Annotated in this window: 3 protein-coding genes; all 3 read left to right on the forward strand. The window is 70.7% G+C overall.

From position 1 onward, the window contains the following. The first annotated feature begins 234 nt into the window (after window positions 1-234). The 3 genes from A7A76_RS00510 (at window position 235) to A7A76_RS00520 (ending at window position 4,472) form a co-directional block, all read left to right on the forward strand. Window positions 235-1,200, forward strand: coding sequence for a potassium channel beta subunit family protein (locus tag A7A76_RS00510; protein WP_206409351.1), 966 nt, complete (start codon window positions 235-237; stop codon window positions 1,198-1,200). A gap of 293 nt (window positions 1,201-1,493) precedes the next feature. After that, a complete protein-coding gene (hemP, locus tag A7A76_RS26150; protein WP_074864355.1) occupies window positions 1,494-1,736 on the forward strand; it encodes a hemin uptake protein HemP in 243 nt (80 codons plus the stop codon). Between the two features lie 417 nt (window positions 1,737-2,153). Then, window positions 2,154-4,472, forward strand: a complete 2,319-nt coding sequence (locus A7A76_RS00520; RefSeq protein ID WP_428995059.1) for a TonB-dependent hemoglobin/transferrin/lactoferrin family receptor — start codon at window positions 2,154-2,156, stop codon at window positions 4,470-4,472. Window positions 4,473-4,577 lie beyond the last annotated feature (105 nt).

The following is a 4,577-nucleotide window of genomic DNA, read 5'->3' on the forward strand; positions in this document are numbered from 1 at the left end:
CGGCGACGACGGCGGGCGCCGGAGCCGGCGCCGCTTCGGGCGCGGGCGTCGCCGCTACGACCGGCGCCGCGTCGCGTCCGCGCGATTGCTGCCAGACCAGCAGCGCGATCGCGACCGCGATCGCGCCTGCGAGCCAAACCCGAATGCCGGCCTTCATCGTCCGCTGCCGTCCTGTCCCGATGCGTTCACCGGCGTAGCATGCCTGCAATCGTCCATCCGATTCGGAGCCGTGCTATGCAATACCGTCGACTGGGTTCGTCCGGGCTGAAGGTGTCGGCGCTGTCGTTTGGCGCCTGGGTCACCTTCGGCGCGCAGATCGGCCGCGACACCGCGCGCGAGCTGATCGCCGCGGCCTGGGATCACGGGATCAATTTCTTCGACAACGCCGAGGGCTACGCCCACGGCGAAGCCGAGCGGGTGATGGGCGCGGCGATCGCCGAGCTGGGCCTGCCGCGCGATGGCTACTGCGTGTCGAGCAAGGCGTTCTTCGGCGCGCAAGCCGAGCCGCGGCCGACCCAGCGCGGCCTGTCGCGCAAGCACGTCACCGAGGCCTGCCACGCCGCGTTGCGGCGGCTGCAGGTCGAGCATCTGGACCTGTATTTCTGCCATCGCCCGGATCCGGACGTGCCGGTGGAAGAAACCGTGTGGGCGATGGACGCGCTGATCCGCCAGGGCAAGGTCTTGTACTGGGGCACTTCGGAATGGCCGGCGGCGCTGATCCGCGAGGCGCACAAGATCGCCCGCGCCCATCACCTGCACGCGCCGACGATGGAGCAGCCGCAGTACAACCTGCTGCATCGCGAACGCGTCGAGCTGGAATACGCGCCGCTGTACGCCGAACTGGGCCTGGGCACGACGATCTGGTCGCCGCTGGCCTCGGGCCTGTTGACCGGCAAATACCGCGGCGGTTTCGAAGGAGAGAGCCGGCTCGGCCACGCCGACAAGGACTGGCTGCGGCGGATCGCGGTCGGCGAATCCGGCCAGCGCCGGCTCGAACGGGTCGCGGCTTTCGTCGCCGTGGCCGACGATCTGGGCGTGGCGCCGGCGTCGCTGGCGATCGCCTGGTGCCTGCGCAATCCGCACGTGTCCACGGCGATCCTCGGCGCCAGCCGGGTCGAGCAGTTGCTGCAGAACCTGCAGGCGCTGGAACTGCAGCTCGACGACACGGCCTGGCAGCGGGTCGAAGCCGCCACGGCCTGATCGCGGGCGCGGCCGCCCTTGTAGGAGCGGCGCGAGCCGCGACCGCGGCAATGCGATTACGGCGCAGGCGGGTGATCGGCGTTCAATGGCAGGTCTGGCGGCTGCCCAGGGGAGGGCGGGGCGCCGTCGTCGGATTGGCGCGGTCGCGGCTTGCGCCGCTCCTACGGGGGCTTCGGCCCCATCCATCCGACGGATGGTTTGACCGGGCTGGCAGATTCACGCAATCGCGTGTTGACTGGCAAATGAGAATCATTATCATCATTCGGGAGCCCACCCCCGAACGAGTCACCGCCATGTCTCTGCGCAACCCCGTGCTGCAGCTCAAGCCCCGTACCGATCGTTCCCTGGCCGCGGTCGCCCCGCCGGTCGCCGCGGTCGCGCCGGCCGCCGCCGCGGCGGTGGTCGCCGCCGCCCAGGGCGGACTGGTCGAGAGCGCCGCGCTGCTGCGCGGCGCCCGCGAAGTCCTGATCCGCCACGGCGGCGAGGTCTATCGCCTGCGCCACACCCGCAACGACAAGCTGATCCTGACCAAGTAACCCCGCGTACGGCGCGTCCCGGCCGAGCCCGCTCAGCAACATCCACGCCGGACCGCTCCGGATTCCCCAGCGCCGAGGCAGAGCACCGCCCCGCCGCCCGACTCCAGGCCGTACTCGAACCCGTCCAAAGCAACCCCGCGCAAGGCGCGCCAGCCCAGCCCGCTCAGCAACATCCCCTCCCACGTCGGCCCAGATTCCCCAGCACGGGACGCACCGCGCCCCGCCGCCCGAATCCAACCGCGTTGCCGAGCCCGCCGCCGCGCCACCGCAAGCGCCACCCGCACCGCGCCCGCCCCGGGCGCGGTGCGGCGCGTCGGTCCGCCGACTTGCCAGCACCTCTCTCCCAGGCTGCCAGCCCCGACTCTCTCCGGATGCCAGCTCGCCTCGGTTCCACCGTTCCTCCAACCGAGTCGAAGAATGTCCCGCGTCCATACCCCGGCTGCGTCCGCGCGCCCTGCTTTTCCGTCCGTCCTTCCCGCGCGCTGCGCGCTGGCCCTGGCCCTGGCCCTGCTGCTGGCGCTGCCGGCCGCGCACGCCGCCGATGCGCCCGACGCCAGCGGCGAGGTCAACGAACTCAACCGCGTGGTGGTCAGCGCCACCCGCACCGAGCGCGCCGTGCAGGACGTGCCGGCCACGGTCAGCGCGATCGACCGCGAGCGCATGGACAACGAGCTGACCCGCAACATCCGCGACCTGTTCCGCTACGAGCCGGGCATCGACGTGGGCGGCAACCGCGAGCGCTTCGGCCTCGGCGATATCCGCATCCGCGGCCTCGGCGGCAACCGCGTGCGCGTGCTGATCGACGGCATCTCGGTGTCCGACGGCTTCTCCATCGGCAGCTTCTCCAACGCCGGGCGCAACTTCGTCGACCTGGACACGGTCAAGGAAGTCGAGATCGTGCGCGGCCCGTCGAGCGCGCTGCACGGCTCCGACGCGCTCGGCGGCGTGGTGTCGTTCGTGACCAAGGATCCCGCGGACTACCTCAAGGACGGCGCCAAGTCCTACTTCGGCTTGAAACTCGGTGCCGAAAGCCAGAACGAAGGCATTTACGGCAGCGCCACCGCCGCCTTCGCCGGCGAGCGCTGGTCCGGCCTGGTCGTGGTCAACCACCACCAGGGCAAGGAAACCGAGAACCAGGGCGACAACGACGCCCACGACGGCAGCCGCACCCGCGCCAATCCGCAGAGCGTCGAAGGCCGCAGCCTGTTGACCAAGCTGGTGTTCGCGCCGAGCGCGAACCAGCGCTTCCGCCTGACCGTGGAAGGCAGCGAAGACCGCACCCAGACCGACGTGTTCAGCGCCCTGGGCCTGAGCGCGCTGACCCCGGGCCTGCCGCCGACCGCGCCGCGCACGCGGGTGCTGTCGATGTACGGCAACGACCACCAGACCCGCGCCCGCGTGGCGTTCGCCCACGAGATCGACTCGCTCGACAGCGCGCTGGCCGATTCGCTCACCTGGCAGGTCTACCGCCAGGACAGCGAGACGACGCAGCGCACCCGCGAGCAGCGCGCCAGCGTGGTCGGCGGCCGCGACACCAGCCCGACCCTGCGCCTGCGCGAGTTCAACTTCGACCAGCGCGTCTACGGCGCCGAGGCCGCCGCGCACAAGGACTTCGCCACCGGCTCGGTCGAGCACACGCTGACCTACGGTTTCGAATACGAGCAGACCGAATTCCGCCAGAAGCGCGACGGCCGCTCGGTCAACCTGACCACCGGCGCGGTCAGCAGCACCATTTCGCCCGATGCGTTCCCGGTGCGCGATTTCCCGATCAGCAAGACCCGCAACGCCGGCGTGTTCGTGCAGGACGAAATCCGCTTCGCCGACGGCGCGTTCCGGCTGGTGCCGGCGGTGCGCGTGGACCGTTACGAACTCAAGCCGCAAAACGATGCGATCTGGAACGGCGACAACCCCGGCGTCAAGATCAGCGACCTGAGCAAGACCAGCGTCTCGCCCAAGCTCGGCGCGGTCTGGCACTTCGCCCAGGACTGGTCGCTGTACGGCGGCTATCAGCGCGGTTTCCGCGCGCCGCCCTACAGCGACGTCAACCTAGGCTTCACCAACCTGCAGTTCGGCTACACCGCGATTCCGAATCCGAACCTCAAGCCGGAAACCAGCAACGGCTACGAGCTGGGCCTGCGCTACAGCGGCAAGGCGGTGTATGCGCAGCTGTCGGGCTACTACAACGACTACAAGGACTTCATCGAGTCCAACCGCCAGGTCAGCGCGCCGCCGCAGACGCCGTTGATCGTGTTCCAGTCGCAGAACGTCGACAAGGCGCGCATCCGCGGCGTAGAGCTGCGCGGCGGCGTCGACTTCGGCGAACTCGACCCGTCGCTGGCCGGCTGGTCGGGCCGCTTCGCCGCGGCCTACAGCAAGGGCGAGGACAAGAGCGACGACCGCCCGCTGGAATCGATCGCGCCGCTGACCGCCACCGTCGGCGTGGCCTACGACCGCGAAGCCTGGGGCGTGGAGCTGGCCGGCCGTTTCGCCCGCCGCAAGAGCGACCTGCCCGAGGCCGGCCGCTTCGCCGCGCCGGGCTACGGCGTGTTCGACCTGCTCGCGCACTGGAACTTCGCCCCGGGCGCCAAGTTCAACGTCGGCGTGTTCAACCTCGGCGACAAAAAGTATTGGGACAACGGCGACGTCCCGGGCGCGCTGACCGCGAGCAGCGCCATCCTCGACCGCTACACCGCGCCGGGCCGCAACGTCGGCGCCAGCGTGGCGGTCAGCTGGTAAGCCGTGCGCGCGGCGCCGCCGTCGCTGTTCTCGCTGCTGCCCGGCCACGTCGGCGCGCGCGCCGCGCTGCCCGCGCCGGAGCGGTTGGCGGCGGTGGCGACGGTG

This window comes from Lysobacter enzymogenes, assembly GCF_017168095.1.
Lineage (GTDB): Bacteria > Pseudomonadota > Gammaproteobacteria > Xanthomonadales > Xanthomonadaceae > Lysobacter > Lysobacter enzymogenes_D.

What these genes read in the sequence shown, in the direction of transcription:
- A7A76_RS00510 (WP_206409351.1), top strand. Translation starts at nt 235, where the DNA reads ATGCAATACCGTCGACTGGGTTCGTCCGGGCTGAAGGTGTCGGCGCTG.
- hemP (WP_074864355.1), top strand. Translation starts at nt 1,494, where the DNA reads ATGTCTCTGCGCAACCCCGTGCTGCAGCTCAAGCCCCGTACCGATCGT.
- A7A76_RS00520 (WP_428995059.1), top strand. Translation starts at nt 2,154, where the DNA reads ATGTCCCGCGTCCATACCCCGGCTGCGTCCGCGCGCCCTGCTTTTCCG.